This window comes from Erysipelothrix rhusiopathiae (assembly GCF_900637845.1).
GTDB classification, from domain to species: Bacteria; Bacillota_I; Bacilli_A; order Erysipelotrichales; family Erysipelotrichaceae; genus Erysipelothrix; species Erysipelothrix rhusiopathiae.
This window is the reverse complement of sequence record NZ_LR134439.1, coordinates 923,003-940,852: the sequence shown is the minus strand read 5'-3', so window position 1 is coordinate 940,852 and position 17,850 is coordinate 923,003. Positions and strand designations below refer to the sequence as shown.

General features: G+C 37.0%; 15 protein-coding genes. 4 read left to right on the top strand and 11 right to left on the bottom strand.

The window, feature by feature from the left end; translation table 11 throughout:
* Nucleotides 1-5: 5 nt before the first annotated feature.
* From EL194_RS04585 to EL194_RS04555, 7 genes are all read right to left on the bottom strand, one after another.
* Nucleotides 6-944, bottom strand: a complete 939-nt coding sequence (locus EL194_RS04585) for an ABC transporter permease (RefSeq protein WP_223246836.1) — start codon at nt 942-944, stop codon at nt 6-8.
* A gap of 354 nt (nt 945-1,298) precedes the next feature.
* Nucleotides 1,299-2,525, bottom strand: coding sequence for a family 20 glycosylhydrolase (locus EL194_RS04580; RefSeq protein WP_003775747.1), 1,227 nt, complete (start codon nt 2,523-2,525; stop codon nt 1,299-1,301).
* Nucleotides 2,507-3,901: a family 20 glycosylhydrolase gene (locus EL194_RS04575; RefSeq protein WP_003775748.1), complete on the bottom strand. Its 1,395-nt coding sequence runs from the start codon at nt 3,899-3,901 to the stop codon at nt 2,507-2,509. Before EL194_RS04575 ends, EL194_RS04580 begins: the two co-directional genes overlap by 19 nt.
* 135 nt (nt 3,902-4,036) lie before the next feature.
* A complete protein-coding gene (locus EL194_RS04570) occupies nt 4,037-5,602 on the bottom strand; it encodes a PTS transporter subunit EIIC (protein ID WP_003775750.1) in 1,566 nt (521 codons plus the stop codon).
* 177 nt (nt 5,603-5,779) lie between these two features.
* Nucleotides 5,780-7,879 (bottom strand): family 16 glycosylhydrolase, encoded by a 2,100-nt coding sequence (locus tag EL194_RS04565; RefSeq protein ID WP_003775752.1) that lies wholly within the window; start codon nt 7,877-7,879, stop codon nt 5,780-5,782.
* A gap of 21 nt (nt 7,880-7,900) precedes the next feature.
* Nucleotides 7,901-8,800 (bottom strand): DUF7916 family protein, encoded by a 900-nt coding sequence (locus EL194_RS04560; RefSeq protein WP_003775754.1) that lies wholly within the window; start codon nt 8,798-8,800, stop codon nt 7,901-7,903.
* A 21-nt stretch (nt 8,801-8,821) separates the two neighbouring features.
* A complete protein-coding gene (locus EL194_RS04555) occupies nt 8,822-10,102 on the bottom strand; it encodes a PTS sugar transporter subunit IIC (RefSeq protein ID WP_003775756.1) in 1,281 nt (426 codons plus the stop codon).
* A gap of 223 nt (nt 10,103-10,325) precedes the next feature.
* Between EL194_RS04555 and EL194_RS04550 the strand changes: the two genes are divergently transcribed.
* Complete coding sequence (locus EL194_RS04550; protein ID WP_003775759.1) at nt 10,326-11,504, top strand: ROK family protein; 1,179 nt, start codon at nt 10,326-10,328, stop codon at nt 11,502-11,504.
* Nucleotides 11,505-11,534: 30 nt separating this feature from the next.
* On the opposite strand, the gene EL194_RS04545 is transcribed toward EL194_RS04550, so the two are convergent.
* Together EL194_RS04545 and EL194_RS04540 are read right to left on the bottom strand one after the other, a co-directional pair.
* On the bottom strand, nt 11,535-12,269 hold the full coding sequence (locus tag EL194_RS04545; protein WP_003775760.1) for a class I SAM-dependent methyltransferase: 735 nt from the start codon (nt 12,267-12,269) through the stop codon (nt 11,535-11,537).
* Nucleotides 12,270-12,297: 28 nt separating this feature from the next.
* On the bottom strand, nt 12,298-13,992 hold the full coding sequence (locus tag EL194_RS04540) for a Na/Pi cotransporter family protein (RefSeq protein ID WP_003775761.1): 1,695 nt from the start codon (nt 13,990-13,992) through the stop codon (nt 12,298-12,300).
* A 216-nt stretch (nt 13,993-14,208) separates the two neighbouring features.
* On the opposite strand from EL194_RS04540, the gene EL194_RS04535 reads away from it, so the two are divergent.
* Genes EL194_RS04535 through EL194_RS04525 form a run of 3 tightly spaced genes read left to right on the top strand, consistent with a single transcriptional unit; the run spans nt 14,209 to nt 15,790 of the window.
* Nucleotides 14,209-15,156: a linear amide C-N hydrolase gene (locus EL194_RS04535; protein WP_003775762.1), complete on the top strand. Its 948-nt coding sequence runs from the start codon at nt 14,209-14,211 to the stop codon at nt 15,154-15,156.
* A 14-nt stretch (nt 15,157-15,170) separates the two neighbouring features.
* The gene (locus EL194_RS04530) at nt 15,171-15,458 is read left to right on the top strand and encodes a hypothetical protein (protein ID WP_003775763.1); all 288 of its coding nucleotides are present in this window, start codon (nt 15,171-15,173) and stop codon (nt 15,456-15,458) included.
* Between the two features lie 14 nt (nt 15,459-15,472).
* Nucleotides 15,473-15,790, top strand: a complete 318-nt coding sequence (locus EL194_RS04525) for a DUF6693 family protein (RefSeq protein WP_003775764.1) — start codon at nt 15,473-15,475, stop codon at nt 15,788-15,790.
* A 36-nt stretch (nt 15,791-15,826) separates the two neighbouring features.
* On the opposite strand, the gene EL194_RS04520 is transcribed toward EL194_RS04525, so the two are convergent.
* On the bottom strand, nt 15,827-17,143 hold the full coding sequence (locus tag EL194_RS04520) for a HAMP domain-containing sensor histidine kinase (RefSeq protein ID WP_003775766.1): 1,317 nt from the start codon (nt 17,141-17,143) through the stop codon (nt 15,827-15,829).
* The gene (locus EL194_RS04515; protein WP_003775768.1) at nt 17,136-17,831 is read right to left on the bottom strand and encodes a response regulator transcription factor; all 696 of its coding nucleotides are present in this window, start codon (nt 17,829-17,831) and stop codon (nt 17,136-17,138) included. Before EL194_RS04515 ends, EL194_RS04520 begins: the two co-directional genes overlap by 8 nt.
* Nucleotides 17,832-17,850: the final 19 nt, after the last annotated feature.

Below are 17,850 nucleotides of genomic sequence, written 5' to 3'. Positions count from 1 at the left end.
TCCTCCTAGAATAATCCTGATTCAGGATCAACACGGCGAATGATGGCATTAGCAGAAACTAACATCACAAACCCTACAACGGATTGGTATAAACCCGCGGCGGATGACATCCCTAAATCCCCTGATGCCGATAAGCCTTTATATACATACGTATCAATAACCATCGTAACTTGGTTTAGTGGACCTGAGTTACGTGTTACGTTATAGAATAATCCAAAGTCAGATCGAATAATATTTCCAATTGCGAGAATCAACATGATACTAATTAAAGGAATAATTTGTGGAATCGTAACGTGACGAATTTGTTGCCATCGGTTGGCACCATCCACAATTGCTGCCTCATAATACGTTGGATCAATCCCCATAATAGAAGCAAAGTAGATAATACTGTTATATCCGATATTCTTCCATATTCCGATGATAACGATAAATACCGGCCAATATTTCGGTTCATTGTACCAGTTAACCGGTTCTTTACCCATCATGGCTAAAATACTGTTTAACGCGCCCTTATCCGGACTTAAGAATGAATATACAAAGAATCCAATGATAACCCAAGATAGGAAGTATGGAAACAACATCGTGGTTTGAAATATTTTTATTTTTTTCTTCGATCGTAACATACTCATAATAACAGCTAAGACTACTGCGAGAAACGTTCCGACGATAATAAAGACTAAGTTATACAACACGGTATTGCGCGTCATGATATAAGCATTATCGGTAGCAAACAGGAACTTAAAGTTCTGGAATCCTACCCACTTACTGTTATACAGACTTGCGAAAAATCCATCCGGAGAAAATCTAAACTCCTTAAATGCAACTACGTTTCCAAGGACTGGAATATAGAAAAAGAAGATCATCCAGATTGCCCCAGGCAGCGCCATCAGTAGAAACGGTGCATTTTTTTTAATATTGCGTAATACTTTTTTCAATTGATTCACCCCAAACATCTATAAATTCTAAAGTCTTGCTGTTGTTTTACATATTAAGTGTACCGCTTTCATTAAAGAGATATAAGAGACAAAATATACTATTAAATCAACAAATTATAGTTATCTTTATCCAAAAAACCTATAAAAAAGACATCCTTTTCGCATTGATCCTATCAATACCACAACCGAGAAGGAAGCAGGTATCTCAATGCGTAAGCATGTCTTTTAAGGTCTTAAACAGGAGACACCGTTACAAGACCTTGTGTACTCGATTATCAAGAATTATAGGCTCTTGATACATAAAGTTTACGAAAATTTTAAGAAGCACACAAGAAACGTATTATAGGTATTCACCTATTAATCTTAGTTTTCATGCCAGCATTTTAAAGCGAATGCACGCAGTGGATCTTGAATTTTCAATGCTACTTCTTCTGTCGTTAATGCTTCTGGTTTATCACACCAAATCGAAAACATTGCACCCAGTGTTTTTGAACGTTGTTCTAAATTACCTTCACAGGTCTCATGACGGTTTGGAAAACGATCGGGTTCAAAGGATGTCATGATGGATGTTTCTGTTGGATATGTATACCCTGCATTTTCTCCTAAAACAAAATACAGTAAACTATCCATATAATTCACCACATTATGGCCTCGATCCACAAAGGTTTGAACGGGTGCCATCTTTGGATTCCAACTGGTCCAATAGGTAATGATGATGTCTTTGTTAAGGATTATTGTTGGTTCTTGATCGATACGATATAAACCGTCATTCCAAGCGCGAACGGTCTTACCTCTACCTTGGATGTGGGATGCGATATCATTGATATAATCTACGAATGTATCAAAGCCTTTCGCATTTGGACCGAAGTGTTCCTTCGCATACGCCTCAAGTTTAGGGAACTCATCGTATTTTCCAAAATCGATAAATTCATCTGCTCCCATGTGAAAACTTGTGGATGTGTGGAATAAATCATCCATCTCATCGTAAATTTCTTTAATAAACGAACGTGCTTTTGGATTGGTAATATCAAGGCCCATCGTTGTGTTTTCCATGAGATATTCTGGGTAAGCTTCTAATACAACTTGAAGATGACCGGGTGAATCAAATGATGGAATAACATCGATATAATAATCATTAGCATGCTTGATGATTCGTCTTACAGCGTCTTGACTTAGATGTTCTCGAGATACAATTTGTGGAAAACGTTTCGATTCAATACGAAAGCCTAAATGTTCTGAAAAATGCATCTGCAAGGTATTTAGCTTAAGGCGTGCCATCAATTCAATCGTGTCCATAAACCACGCTTCACTAAAAAATTTACGGCCCATATCCACATGTAAGCCACGCTCTTCTACCTTTGCCTTATTAAGTGTTGTGGAAGGATTGCCTGAAAAAACATCCAAGAGACCATAGAAATGGCCACGTTCAGTTTTTGAGGCAATAATGATTAAATCATCATCATAATGAATTTGATATCCATCAAACCCATAATTTTCGAGTACATGTTGGTTAAGTTGTATCTTCGTTATATCCAAATCTGTATTCGGATAAAGTGCTTGTGCTTTTTTAATTAATCTCTGTGTGTCCATGGTATTTGCTCCTTTTGGTTTAATGTTTTATAAGTTATTTTGCTTTCTTTTCGCCATGCTTTCGCGCTCATCGCACAAAGTGGCATGTGTATTTGTTTTATAATTTCATCCTCTGTTTGAAGTTCTGGCTCATCACACCAAAGCGAGTAGTAGGCACCACACACATTTTCTGAGAATTGATCTGAAGGAAAATGATTGGGTGTCCAAGTTTCAAACCACCCTTGTGGATCAATGCATTTGACCCCTACTTCAGGATGTAAGACGTAATAAAAATTCTCAGCATGAAAGTTAATCAATGTAATGTCCCGGTCTTCAAACGCCTTTAAGGGTGCCATATAACGGTTATACTTCGTCCAATAACAAACCTGTATCGACGTCTTTAAGTCGATGACAGGATTTTGATTAAGACGATACAAGCCGTCATTCCATAACCGTACCGTAAATCCTTTCGCCTCCAATCGTGATGCGATGGTATTGAGGTAATGAATATACGTATCGTAACCCGATTTCCCACCAATATGCTCTTGGGCGTAAGTCTTAAGTTCTGGGAACGCATCAAACTGTTCAAAGTCTATGAATTCATCACCACCGATATTAAAGTATCGTGATTTTTGAAATACCTCTGCATAGTAATCGTACAGTTCATAAATCATGTTCAACGCTTTAGGATTGGTAATATCCCATGCTTCACCATCAGATCCTGGTAGTGCAAACTCCGGATAGGATTTTAAAACATGTCTAAGGTGACCTGGGCTATCAAAAGAAGGAACAATTTCGATACAGTATTCATCCGCAAGTTCCATAATTTCTTTTAATTCTTTTAAACTTAATGCATCTTGGCTTGTGATTTTAGGATACTGTTTACACTCTAAGCGAAATCCTTTATTCTCACTAAAGTGTAATTGAAGCATGTTTAAGTTATGCCAAGCTAATATATCAAGAAGTTGACGAATCCATTTAGGCGTGAAATATTTACGTCCGCAATCTAAATGAAAGCCACGTTCTTCTACACTGGGTTCATCCGTAATGATTCCCTTTTGAAGATCACCGTACGTACGTTCGTATTTAAGAAGGGTTTGAATTGCATAAAGTGTCCCCTCTTCATCATTGGTGTTGATCGTAATCTCATCATCAATTGTGATGGTATAACTCCCACGAGGGTTTTCATGTTTTAGAGGTAAGATACGAATGGTCGTCACATCATCCCCACCCTCATTGACAAGGGTTCTATGATTTTGTTGAATGCGCTTGTAGATTGCTTTTGAAATAAGTCGCTCAGTTTTAATAAAGATTTTAGATTTAAGTTGTACGACACCTTCACTCAGTTGATACTGTTTTACTTCTGGAATGATGGTGCGTTTTGAGTAAGATTCCATAAGCCCCTCCTTATATAACTAAGTAATACCATGCTTTCCACACTGCGTCATCATCAAAACAAGATGTTCAATAATATGTATCGAAAAGTCTAAAATAAATACTTAGATAAAAAAAACACATCGAGCCGATGTGCTTTATTTTTTATTTAGATATTGATCAATTTTGGTCTTGATATTTGTGACTTTGGGTCCATAGATAACCTGTACGGTATTTCCACTGATTAATGATCCAGCTGCACCCGTTTGACTCAATTGGTCTTTGTTGACACGGTTTGCATCAGTCACTTCGATACGAAGTCGTGTCGCACAGTTATCAACAGTTACAATATTCCCTTGACCTCCTAGGGCTTCCACAATCAATGCAGAGACATCTTCTTTATCTTTTAAATCTTTTTTAGTGTAAAGTTGTACATTCCCATTTTTCTCCCGTCCTGGGGTTTTAAGATCAAACTTTTTAATTGCGAATGTAAAGACAAAATAATAGATTAAGCCGTAGATAAGCCCAACTGCGACAATAGGAATCCAATGGGTCATCTGATTTCCGGGTAAGATACCATACAAGATGAGATCAAGAAGTCCTCCCGAAAAGGTAAGACCAACTCCAACAGAAAGTATATGCATCAGCATAAATGAAAATGCCGCCAGAACAACATGTACACCAAAGTAGAGGAATGGGGATGCAAACAAGAATGAAAACTCAATAGGCTCTGTAATTCCCGTCACGATTGAGGTGATGGATGCAGATACCAACAAGCCCTTAACTTTCGCTTTATTTTCAGGATAAGCCGTTTTATACATTGCAAGGGCTGCAGCTGGAAATCCGAAAATCATGAAAGGGAAAAGTCCAGAGAAAAAACGAGCATAGGAAGGATCGACAGGGATTCCTGCTGCAAGTTGCGCAAACACAATATTTTGTGCCCCTTCCACAACCGTCCCCGCAACCACTGTACTGCCACCAAGTGCAGTTTGCCAAAACGGAAGATAGAAAACATGATGCAGTCCTAATGGAATGAGTGCACGATATATAAAACCATAAATAAAGGTTCCAAGGTAGCCCATTTTTGAAATCGCAACACCCAGAGAAGCAATTCCAAAGGCGATGCTTGGCCAAATCCAAACAAAAAGAATACCTAATCCAATTGCGAATACGGATGAAATAATGGGAATAAAACGAGTCCCACTAAAAAACGAAAAAGCATCATTAAATTCAATTTGATAGAATTTATTATGGAGAACTGATACCATAATCCCCACGATAATCCCACCAAAAACACCTGTATTTAACGTATTCTCAATCCCCAATACATGTGTTATCAAACCTGAAGTTTGCATTAAATGTTCGAGATTACCGAATTGTTCAATTGTTGCGGCCATGGCGACATTCATCATCAAATATGCAATCGCTGCCGCAAGTGAAGCAACCTCTTTTGACTCACGAGCCATTCCAAACGCAACACCAATCGCAAATAAAAGTGGTAAGTTCGCAAACACAACTTCACCACATGACTTCATGATCACAAGAATTTTATACAGTACGCCTGTTTGTGCCAAAACCCCTTCAAGATGATACATTTCAATTAATGAAGGATTGGTAAAGGTTGCGCCCAACCCCAATAAAAGCCCCGCAAAGGGTAATAAAGCAATCGGTAACATAAAGGTACGACCCAATTGCTGTAGAAAATCAAAAACCTTCTTTTTCATACTTTACCTCCTCAAGTGTTTATACTTTACCGAAAAAAGTAAGGGATTTCAAGATGGTTTTGATAAAAAATGATAAATTAAGATAACACAAATAGGTGTTTGATTTATAGCGAAATATACACTTACAAAAAAAGACTGTTGATTAATCAACAGTCTTTCGGCTTCCTAAAAATTAAACTATTCGTTTTCTTTTGATTCTTTATTCAACTTCAACATCACATAACCGATACATGTCAGTGATAACGCAACCACAATTGCGAAACTTGATGTATATTGACCCGTATTCGGTAGAGTCGTTTCAGTCGATGTAACGTCCTTTTCTTTTTTCTCACCAAGAACTTCCGCAGGCTTGTTCTCTTCTTTAGGTACTTCTGGAATTTCCCGAAGTGATACATGCACGGAATGTTCGTCATTTTTGACACCATAGAGAACGGTAAACATTCCAGCTTCCTTCACAACAAGTTCTGGATTCTTCCATGTCCATCCTTGTGGTAAAGTAAGTGTCGATAGCGTATTACCTTCTGTTATTTCAAGTTCAAACGATTGAGGAAAGGCTTGCTTTGAAACAACAAGTGTTGTTGCTTGACGTGCAACCGGTGTTTTAATATCCTGTGTCAAATCAACACCCTTTGGCGTTGCACTATAGTGAAGATTATACGTTCCTACTGGAAGATTTGAAATAAGATCCATCTCATCCAAACCCTTTACAAGAAGTTTCACATTTGAATTACCACCACGTGGATTAAACATCGGTGTATCTTCTATTGAGAAATCTAAATCATAACCTTCAATTGTATTAATACCTTCAAGCGGATTGATTGTTCCACCTTGCATGATTGTTAGAGGTTTAACCCCTACTAATTTTGGTGCATTATCATAATAAGCCTGAGCAGCTTTCGCTTGCGCAGCAGTTTGTTGATACGATACTGAATCAATCACAAATTCAGTACCGGCAAGATTTTCCCCAACAGGTCCAGGCCATGCCCCACCCATCGCTAAATTAAGTTGAATGTATTGAGGCTTATTGAAAATATCTTTAGCCATTGGATCTTGTCCATACGGTACCGTACGGACTTTTTGATCATCAACATACCATTCAAGAGCATCTTCGGTCCAATTTAGTGCAAAAGTATGAAATTCATCATTAAAGTTTCCTTGAGGAATCGTATACGCAGTTCCGTTTCCAGAAAAACGTCCTACATTATCCTCAGCAGGACCATAATGAACCGTTTGATAAACAGTACGGTTACCATGTGAACCATCACGATCTTCACCAATTAATTCCATAATATCAATTTCACCAGTACTTGGCCATCCACGTCCTTGTTCTGACTTAATCTTACCATCAAGCGTAAAGTCAGCACCTAGAGTCCAAAATGCAGGGAAAGCGCCTCTTCCTTTCGGAAGCTTTGCTCGAATTTCCAATTTACCGTATAAAAATTCTCGTTGACCATGTGTACGAATACTTCCTGAGTTATAAATAACATTACGGGAAGTGTCACGTGGATGTAAATATTGATCCGCAACATCACGATCTGTTGCTCGTAATACAAGTTTACCATCACGTAAGAATACATTTTCTGGATTGTTTACATAATGTTGTTGTTCAATACCACGAATCGAACCCAATTCATAACCCCAATCTTCCATATTTAGGGATTCTTGATCAAAATCATCACGCCATACTTCTGTAAAGACGTCATCATCTTTCTCTTCTGAAACATTTGATTCTTTCGTTACCACAACGTTATCAATATAAGCATTGGATTGCTTTGTTTCTTCTTTTTCAGACCACTTAACAAGTTGAATTAACGCACCTTGTTCGGTACCTGAATTAAACGTATAACTTACTTTTTGCCAATCGGTGGATGATACAAGTTGATCAACGGTTTGACCGTTTTCTCCCTTAATAACATCGCCTTGTTGTCCATTCCAAAAGCGTGCTGTAAAGATGGCGCCCGCCCCTTTAACATCTACTTTCGCATAAGCACTTACGTGATAAGTTGTATTCGGTTCAAGTCGAATAACTTGACCAATAAACCCGTTTGCAAAGTTACCTGAGATTGCTGTATTCGGTACAACACCAGCATACTTTCCATCGTAAGACACCTTATCCTGAACTTCACCTTTATTACGTTGAGTCCATGAGGACCCACCTTGTTCAAAATCACCATCTTGAATTACATTCTTAGCATCAAGCTCAAGTGCTGAGATTGACGTCATTGATAAAGCTAAAACCATAAATACTGTAACGATATTTTTTAAACCTTTACGCATTTCATGCTCCTTTATAAATGTTTAGCGATTTACAGAGCGGGCACATGATGACAGTGTGTGTCGAATACCACGGATTGCTTGACCGATTGCGAAAATATTCTCAACCGGAGCTAATCCTGCATATCCTGCGTCACCAATATGATGAATATCCACGCCGCAAATCTTATTTTGAATTGACATCTGTGCAATTATTTCAGGTGTTGAACCTTCTTGGCTCGTACCAATTGCACTCATAACCAACGTATCACGGGCATGTGCAAATTGCACAATTTCTTTTTGTTCTTCCGCATCAAATCCTGGAACCGTTCCAACTGCTGGTACTAAAATAACATCCGCACCTGCGTCAATAAACGCTTCTACTGTTTTTAAATCAATAATTGGACCCACAACACCGGCTCCATGCATCTTACCTGCAATAATAAGACCCGAGAACTTCTCTTTTGCGATTTTAATTGTAGAGATAATCGCTTCGTTTGTTACACCTGTACCAGGATTTCCCGTAAAACAAACAAAATCAAAGTTACGACGTTCAATCTCTTCAATTGTCTCTACAGTTGCCTGTCTTCCTAAAGCAATCTCAAAGCGTGACTCCGTCATTTCTGCATTTTGATCAATGGGTTCTAAATTAACACCAATGGGAGCTCCAACTAAGCGATGAAGCTCATCCACAAAATTCTTTTCAATACATTCAATTGCAAATAAATCCGGATTAAATACATCGACGCCATTGAGTAAAATTAAGTCTGCACCACATGCACGTGCAATCTCAGAGTTACTAATATCTCCCACAAAGCTTTCGCGAGCTGCGTAGTTTTCCGATAAAACTACGCGTCCCTCACTCGCTTTTATACTTTGTTTAAGTTCTTCAGCTGTCATGTTTAAAATATCACTCGTATTTGCACTAATTAATCGTTTCATCATTTCACACTTTCTATATATAAATTACTGTTCTGCTGTTTCTTCTGCCTTAAATCCTTTTTCAACCATTGCGAAGAATGGTAAGTATAAGAGAATATCAAGTGCAATTAAAATAACTTGTAAGATTGATCCTCGGATACTACCTGTTGTTAAGAATCCACTAATTACTGGTGGCATTGTCCAAGTTGCTACACTACGTGTTAATGGAACTAATCCTGATGCCATTGCGAAATAAGTAATTAAAGCGTTAAGCATTGGAGCTAAGATAAATGGAACAATTAATAATAAGTTAAGTACTACTGGAAGTCCAAACATTGTAGGCTCATTAATATTAAAGAGTCCTGGAACAACTGTAATTGGAGCAAGTGCTTTTGTACGTAAACTTGTGTTTTTCTTACGTGCATAGAATGCGATTGCTAGAACTAGACCGATTGTGGCTCCACCACCACCGATATATACAAAGTTATCCATAAATGGTTCTGTAATAATGTGTTTCAATGCATCACCAGCTTGATAAGCAAGACGGTTTGCATCTAAGTTTGCAATCCAAATTGGTTTCATAATTGAGTTAACAACATGACCCCCATGAATTCCTAAGAACCAGAAAATACTGTTAAATGCAACAACAATAATTGTACCAATAATATTATTTCCAAGTAATCCGAAAGGTTTTCCTAAAACAACTGCTGCAATATCATGCAAGTTTGGTAAACCAAATTTATCAAGTAAACCAAAGATTGTTAACCACATTGTAATGATTACTGCACCTGGAATAATTGCACTAAAGCTTTTCGCAACTGCAGGTGGAACAGTATCGGGCATTTTGATTTCGATTTCATTATTGATAAACCATTGATAGATAAGACCACTAATATTACCTAAGATGATCGCTACAAAGAGTCCACGAGCACCAACGAGTCCAACTGTAATACCAGCACCTGTTTCCCCTTTAACAAAAGGAGTTACAACGATAAATGCTGATAAAGCAATAATCCCCGCTGAAATTCCATCTGTCTTATGCTGATCAGCAATACTGTAAGCAATACCAAATGCTGAAATTAATCCAACTAATCCAAAACTACTGTCTACACCCTTCCAAAGATAGCCAGCAACACCAATATCTCCTAACCATGCTTCCCAACCTGGTACAGGAAAACTTGCTATAACCATAAAAATCGAACCGATGATAATTAATGGCATTGAAAGTGTAATACCATCACGAATTGCAATTAAAAATTTATTACTTGAAAGCTTCGCTGCTACGGGCAAAACTTTTTCTTCTAAAAAATCTCCTACTTTATTCATAATATCCTCCTCTTTTGGTTATAATATAGAACAATTAGATTGAAAATGTGCGCAATATCTCAGTAATTAATTATTTTATATTACCAACTACCTACACTATAGACCACTTCATTATAAATGTAAAGCCTTACATTTGATAATTGTGTTGGTTTTGTTAAATTTCACCCATTAATGATTACAAATAATAATTAATAGGTTACAATGTACCTAATGGAGGTGGAATATGCAACTCAGTAAAGCAAAAACAAAGCAAACGGCTTTAATTCTTGACTTATTATACTCAAAAGGCCCGCTTTCACGCATTGATATTTCAAAGTCACTTCACATTACCCCGGCGACTGTAAGTGATCTCACACAGCACTTAATCAACGACAAAATAATTTGCGAAATCGGAGAAGATACCGATAATACTCGTGTCGGAAGACGAAAAATACTCTTAGGACTTCTTCCTAATCATTCCTATTATCTCGGAGTCGAACTGTTTGAACACTCCTTCACACTCGCTTTATCCGACAATTTAAATGAGATTTGCTTCGAAGAAGCATTCACACTCTCGAAATCCGATCACGTGCGACACGATTTATTAGTGAAAACAATCAACGATTTTTTAAAGAAACATTCTGATACAGCCGTTACAAGTATCGGAATCGCAATTCCAGGGCATTACGATAAAACCTCAGCTCATATCCTCACAAACAACCATTCATGGGCAAATTTCTCACTAGATTATTTAAAAAAACATTTAAAATATCCCGTTTATTTCGAAAATAATGTGAATGCGATGGCAATTCGCGAACGATTATTTGGACACGATAAAACGGATGCGAATTTTTTATTCCTCCATTTTAGACGTGGAATTTTCTGTTCTTATGTATATCAAGGCGATCTTTACGCTCGAAATAACTATTTTGTAGGAGAAATTGGACATCTCGTCGTTAATCCATTTGGTGAACAATGTGAGTGTGGAAAAATTGGATGTCTTCAGACATATGCAAGTCAAACCTGGTTGCTCCATAAAGCAAGTCTATTATTCAACAGTTCCGCAAACACATACCTAAAACAGCTGGTAAATGAAGAACACGAGTTATCAATGGATATTTTGCTACAAGCCTATCACCTCGGTGATTCTGCAGTAATTCAATTATTAGAAAATGCAATTAATTTTCTAGCTATTGCCCTCAATAACATCATTGTTACCCTTGATACAGATATCATTTATTTACACGGTCAATTGTTTGATGATGAACAATTATCTACATTGTTACTGAATAAAATTCGAGAACACGATTCCGAATTCATCTCAAGACAAACAATTCAAAAGGAAATCAAACCGTATTCCAAGGCAAATGGAGCACGCGCTGCCTGTGCACTAGCTATAAGCGAAACCTTACTTTGTCAGTAAAAAGAGCCAACATAAAGTTGGCTCTTTTATTTATTTATATGCACATAATGTTAGAACTTCATAGTCTGATCCAGCATCATATCCTTTGGTGTAATCTCCATACCACTCAATCTGACCATAACCACTATTCCTTAACATCGTTTCCATCTGATCTATTTGATACCAATATAAATCGAAAATTTCTAACTCTTGTTCGCATAATTTATTTTCACGCCAGAGTTCATATCTAAAAAATTGTCTTGTTTGCTGTGTTTGCCAATTTATTGTATGTTGATGATCTTCAAGAAACAATACATCCTTTTGGTTCGGATAAACTACGTGACGATGAACACTCCCCGGAACAAATCCATGTGGAAAGATTAAATCAAGAACTAACTTACCACCTTTCTCAAGATGTTCATAACAGCCTTCAATCACGGCATTTGGATCACTAAACAAACAAAAAGTTCCGGTAGGAATAATGATCGCATCAAATGTTCCGACTTCACTCATATTATAGACATCGATTTGCTTTACATTCGCTTCAACATCATGCTCTATACAATGAGTGATACACATTGAGACCATATCGCTTGAAGCATCAATGCCTTCAATTTTCAGCCCTTCTTTTAAAAACGGAATTAATAATCTTCCAGTTCCCGAACCAACTTCCAAAATTGATCGTGATTGCTTTATCGCTTCAAAATAAAATTCTAGATCACCACCAAGTGATGTCCCAATGGGTTTTGATGTTTCATAGTACATCGTACTTAATTTAGAATACATTTCCTAAAAAACCTCTCTTTACTCAATCTTAATTCATTGTATCAATTTGTATTTCCGTTTCAAGCATTTTCTCAGGATTGCGTTCTTTTACCTTCTCTACGATATTAATACAATGATCACCAAGTCGCTCTAACGAAGCAAGAATATCAACGTATAAACTACTTGCGATTGGATCATCACAAATACCGTCAGAAATACGATGGAAATGACGTTCACGGTATTTCACATCAATTAAATCAAGGTAATCCTCATCCTGCACCAATTTTTCATATCCTTGTAGGGAATCTGACTTAAGTATTTTGAAACTTCTTTGTATCATATCCAATACAAGTTTATACATGGTTTCAAGATCATACAGAGCTTCATCTGAGAATGTTCCTCTGTTTTCAAAAATCCGTTCATAAAATCCCGCAATATTGGTCGTAATATCCCCCATTCTTTCGATATTTTTTACGATATCAACGCTGGTTGAATATTGTTCTGCCATACGGCCATCGAGTTGTGTGTCCTTCGCAATCGCAAGCAGATAACGAGTTAGATTATAATCTAATTCGTTGACCATCTCTTCCAACTGGCCAATGACATCAAAATCTTCATCATCACGAGTTGTAAGATAGTCATGTGTAGTTTCAAATGACTCCACAACTAAATCGGCCATTTGTAGTGTTTGTTTCTGCGCTAATTGAAAAGCACCATCGGGGAATGTCTTGATTAACTCATAATCCAGTGCTTCAATTTTTTCGCGTTCTTTAATGCGATCCTCTCCAGGTATTAGAATTTTTAATAGTCTGATACACGCTGGAATAAATGGAATAATTCCAACTACCCAAATTAAATTAAAGACAAAGTGGTTAATTCCAACTGCCATTTCCGGTGATCCACCCATTTTCCCGTTAAGATATAATATAAAGTTGGAATACGGATAGATAAACAGCATGGTTATGAGTGCACCAATTACATTATAAAGTGCGTGAAACCAACCTGCTCTTTTTGTGGATACAGATCCTCCCGCTGAAGCAAGGATTGCGGTTAGAGTTGTTCCTACATTTGATCCATATACAAATGCAGAGGCTGCAACCATCGACATCCCTCCACCTGCATATATTTTTTGGACAAGCGCAATCACAGCCATTGATGAGTTGATTACTGCTGTACCAATCGTTCCTGCTAATAACGCAAGCCATGGATTATCTGACATTTTTACCAAGTAAGCTTCAAACTGTGGAACATCTTGCAAGATGATGAGTTGATCACTCATTAACTCAAGACCGACAAATGTTATTCCCAGTCCAAAGAATATCTGACCCACACTTTTATAGCGTTTCTTCGTAAGAAGGATTATGGCACCAATAAAGACAAAATAATAACCCATGGCCTCTATATTCAGTCCAATCATCAAAGCCGTTACCGTAGTACCTAAATTCGCGCCAACAGAAATTCCAATTGCTGCCTCAAGACTCATCAATCCCGCACGAACAAGGCTGATTGAAATTACAGTAGCCGCTGTACTCGACTGCATAAGTGCCGTGATTACCGTTCCCACCAGAATTGCGGAGAGTAAATTACCGGTATACCGTTCAATATAATCTCTTATTTTTGATCCTGCTGCATCTTTAAAACCATCCCCTAGCAACTTGATCCCTAATAAAAACATTCCAAAACCACCAAGTATTACATTAAATGCGATATCTGAAAACTGTGCAACTTCTCCGATTAATATCATCCTGCACCTCCTGCCATTGGTTTCTTTAACTCATCGTATCACTCAGAGCCAAATCTAGTGTGATATTTTGTTAATAAATGAGGGTGGAGGGGAAATTTAATAAGGATTCAATTGTGATGAAACGATGATATTCTTGCGAAATCACCTTGGTTTTATGTATTATATAAAGATTTCCCCTATAATATTCATGCAAGGTAAATCTTGGGAGGTTTATATATGTGCACAAACATCACGTTAAAAAGTACTCAGAATCATTTTTTAATGGCTCGAACAATGGATTTTTCATTCGAACTTGATCCTGAAATGGTTTTAATTCCACGTAACATTCCACTTCATTTTACTTATTTAGATCATGAGGTCTCAAGTCATTATGCTTATCTCGGACTCGCTAAAAATATTGGTTCTTACGCATTAGCAGATGGAATTAATGAACATGGACTTGCGGCAGCTGCTTTATATTTTGAGGGTTATGCAAGCTATGACCAAGAGTGTGTACCCAATCAATCGCTTGCACCACACGAAGTTGTCATGTGGGCACTTGCGCAGTGCAAGACCATTAATGATGTACGTCTTATGTTTGAGCAGCATCCGATTACACATCATGTTATTGAATTCCTAGGGATTGTCCCACCGCTTCATTGGGTTTTCCAAGATGCAGAAGGTGCATCCATTATTGTAGAACCCACTGAACTTGGAATTCAAATTCATGACAATCAAATTGGGGTACTTACAAACAGTCCCGACTATACTTGGCATCTAACAAATATTCGCAATTATATTGGTCTTGATCCAGGTCAAGTTGAACCAAGAACACTTTACGGAAAAGAGTTTAAACCATTTGGGCAAGGTAGTGGAACCTTTGGGATTCCTGGAGACTTAACACCTCCCTCACGTTTTATAAAAGCACTTTACTCAAAACTAAGCGCTCAAAAACCAAATACAGATAAAGAACTTATTATTACCGCAAATCACATTCTAAACGGTGTTGATATCGCCAAAGGAAATGTCATTACACAAAGAAAAACGATTGACTATACTCAGTATATGTCGTTTATGGTTACTTCAACTCAGACCTATGCTTATAGAACCTATGACAGTTATAGCACGCATAGCTATTGCATCCATGATTTTAATCTTGATCAGTCTGAGTTGATTAAAATATAAAGGGGGAATATAAGATGAGCACATTTTTCAAATTAAATTGGTTAGTCTTTGTAGTGACCATCGCAATACTGTTTGCAGGGTATTATGCTGAGAAGAAAAAACATATCATCAGCCACCAATTCGGTATTGAAATGAAAAGTTTTTATGGATTAATCGCTTTATTAGGTATTATTATCGCAATTATAAATTATGTTGCGATTGTGATCTTTGGTTCATGGCAAACCATGATCTTCGCTACCCTCATAACGGTAGCTCTTGGATCAGTTGTATTTTACTTTTTAAAACATCGAAATAAAAAATAGAAAAGAGGATTTATATGAAATCATCATATTTTGACGGATCAATTTGGTCCTATATTGGATTACAGTTAGTTAATATTATTATCGCAATTTTCACTTTAGGTTTAGGTACACCTTGGATTCTCGTTCGAACCTATCGTTGGGAGTCAGAACATACAGTTATCAATGGACAACGTTTTCGCTTTAACGGTGACTCTGTAAGTCTATTTGGTCACTGGGTCATATGGTGGATTTTGACTCTAGTTACATTTGGATTATATGGAATTATTGTACGCGTAAAACTTATCTCGTGGCGTGTCGAGAATACTGAAATGCTTGGTAACTACGAATATTAGTCAAATAAAAACAGCGAAAATATATCGCTGTTTTTTTTATTGATTGGTTGGTAACTCAACTTTTGTTGTAAAGACATTTTCATCTTTTGAAGTTGAAAAATGACCTTTATGAGTATCAACAATTTTTCGACACGATAGTAATCCAAAACCAGATGCTTCTTCAGTAACTTGATCAACTCTAATCGCATTCTCAATCTCAAGAGTACACGATGAATTTTCAATTGTAATTTCAATCTTTATCGTTGATTTTGGCTCTGCATACTTTAACACGTTCGAAATGATGTTTTCGAAAAGGCGATCCATATAATATATGTTCAGGTTTACATAATGGTGCTCTTCATTTACTGTTTGGTGAATCACTACCTCAAAATCTTTGAGATTTAAATCTGACTTGAGACGATCAGCAGCACCTTCCATAAAGTCCTGTACATGTACACGCTCAAGAGGTAACTCACTATCTTCATTTAGAGAGAGCGTCGAGAAGAGAGAGAATAACTCATCAGAAATCGTCTTCATTTGAAGTGCTTTTTGTTCACATCGGTTAGCAAGATCTTCAATATCTTCTGATTGTGCTTCAAGTTTTATAAGGGTAATATACCCAATTAAAGAAGTCAGTGGCGTTCTTAAGTCGTGGGCTAGGCTTGTTACGAGTTCTTTTAGTGCATTTTCAGAAATAACAAGTTCTTGGTTTTTTTGAGATAATTCAGTAATAAGGGCATTAATTTCAAAACTTAATCGGCCTAGCTCATCATTTCCTTTATCACTGATAAAACTATTGGGCGTTCCTGCTCCAATAATTTCAATCTCATTAGTAAGTTGCTTAACCCTTTTCGTAATGTTCCGAATCCCATAATAAAAGACAAGCAAAAAGGTAATTGATGAAAGAATTAAGGCGAGATAGGTTGCATAATTTTCTACTTCGGCGCGTACAGAATACAACATATCAATATAGAAATACTTGCCACCGATATATAGCATCGTCGATTCAAGTGATGTATTCCCGGCAATCTCTAGTTCTTTACTTACAAAAAGATCATCGTTTGTATACACAATGTTATTGTTATCCACATCCACGATATAGATAATCATATATTTGTGATTTTCTAACCACGGACTCAAATCTTCGATATTCATTGGCGTAATATCGTTATCAATAATGTAGTGTTGTAGATCCTGCTTATCGTTAAGCATTCTTGAGTGAATCCGTTCCTCACCTTTCACATATGTAGCAATTGGATCAATAGATACCGTGATTGTGATTACAAATACTAACAACGACGCCATGATTGAACCAACCGTAATGAGAAATATTTTTAATCCAAGCGTGAGTGACTGCGTACGATGTTTAATCAATTTTATAACCTCGACCCCAGATGTTTTTTATAATTTTAGGATTTTCCGGGCAGTTCTCTATTTTTTTTCTCAAATTGCGGATATGTACCATAACCGTATTTGCTGACGAGTATAAATATTCATCTTGCCAAACGTTTTCATAAATACTTTGAATCGAGAAAATTTTTCCACGATTGGTCGCTAACAATTTTAAAATACGGAATTCACGCTCCGTTAAATCAAGTGGCAATCCATCTTTAAGAGTTATGCCTTTTTCAAGATCAATTGTAATTGAATCAATCGTATTAACTTTATTCTGTTCCAATGCATTTTCTGTTGCTCGATCATACTGAATATAGCGTCTTAAGAGTGATTTAACACGAAGGCTTAGCTCAGAAAAAGAAAATGGTTTGCTTAGATAATCATCGCCTCCAACAGAAAACCCAACAAACTTATCCTGTTCTGTGGCTTTAGCGGAAACAAATAAGATAGGAACATTGTAATGTTTTCGGATTGCCTCACTCACCTCAAACCCAGTTATTTCAGGCATCATCACATCCAAAATTACGAGCTTAATGCTTTCATCGAGCGCGCGCATTGCATCATGACCATCTGAAGCTACTACAACCTCATAACCATCGATTTCTAAATAACGTTTCATTAAATCTCTGATTTCTTTGTCGTCATCAACGATAAGTATCTTTTTCATAAGCACCTCCTTTACTCTA

Excerpts from the sequence above, each read along its gene's own strand:
- EL194_RS04580 (WP_003775747.1), bottom strand. The coding sequence starts at position 2,525 with ATGGACACACAGAGATTAATTAAAAAAGCACAAGCACTTTATCCGAAT.
- EL194_RS04575 (WP_003775748.1), bottom strand. The coding sequence starts at position 3,901 with ATGGAATCTTACTCAAAACGCACCATCATTCCAGAAGTAAAACAGTAT.
- EL194_RS04570 (WP_003775750.1), bottom strand. The coding sequence starts at position 5,602 with ATGAAAAAGAAGGTTTTTGATTTTCTACAGCAATTGGGTCGTACCTTT.
- EL194_RS04565 (WP_003775752.1), bottom strand. The coding sequence starts at position 7,879 with ATGCGTAAAGGTTTAAAAAATATCGTTACAGTATTTATGGTTTTAGCT.
- EL194_RS04560 (WP_003775754.1), bottom strand. The coding sequence starts at position 8,800 with ATGATGAAACGATTAATTAGTGCAAATACGAGTGATATTTTAAACATG.
- EL194_RS04555 (WP_003775756.1), bottom strand. The coding sequence starts at position 10,102 with ATGAATAAAGTAGGAGATTTTTTAGAAGAAAAAGTTTTGCCCGTAGCA.
- EL194_RS04550 (WP_003775759.1), top strand. The coding sequence starts at position 10,326 with ATGCAACTCAGTAAAGCAAAAACAAAGCAAACGGCTTTAATTCTTGAC.
- EL194_RS04545 (WP_003775760.1), bottom strand. The coding sequence starts at position 12,269 with ATGTATTCTAAATTAAGTACGATGTACTATGAAACATCAAAACCCATT.
- EL194_RS04540 (WP_003775761.1), bottom strand. The coding sequence starts at position 13,992 with ATGATATTAATCGGAGAAGTTGCACAGTTTTCAGATATCGCATTTAAT.
- EL194_RS04535 (WP_003775762.1), top strand. The coding sequence starts at position 14,209 with ATGTGCACAAACATCACGTTAAAAAGTACTCAGAATCATTTTTTAATG.
- EL194_RS04530 (WP_003775763.1), top strand. The coding sequence starts at position 15,171 with ATGAGCACATTTTTCAAATTAAATTGGTTAGTCTTTGTAGTGACCATC.
- EL194_RS04525 (WP_003775764.1), top strand. The coding sequence starts at position 15,473 with ATGAAATCATCATATTTTGACGGATCAATTTGGTCCTATATTGGATTA.
- EL194_RS04515 (WP_003775768.1), bottom strand. The coding sequence starts at position 17,831 with ATGAAAAAGATACTTATCGTTGATGACGACAAAGAAATCAGAGATTTA.